This window comes from Micromonospora sp. NPDC052213, assembly GCF_040679695.1.
Classification (GTDB): domain Bacteria; phylum Actinomycetota; class Actinomycetes; order Mycobacteriales; family Micromonosporaceae; genus Micromonospora.
The window spans coordinates 1-267 of sequence record NZ_JBFAVI010000423.1; positions in this window are offsets into that span (position 1 = coordinate 1).

Below are 267 nucleotides of genomic sequence, written 5' to 3' on the forward strand. Positions count from 1 at the left end.
AGCAGCGGAACCAGCGCAGTCGCACGGCGCAACTCCTCTCGGTAGCGGGAATCGGACGAATTCGATTCCACTGCGTGACAGTCTCGTCACCGCGCCGCTAGGGTCGGAAGGCGTTCCACCCCCACCTTCCCGGCCGTCCGACCGGCCGATTTCCGTGTGCAGCCGTGTGCAGAGGTGTGCAGATGATCCGTGTGCCGTTGTGGGAACTGTTCGCCGGTTAGCTACGTCGGTTACGTACCGATGCGGGGCTTACCCAGGAGGCGCTGG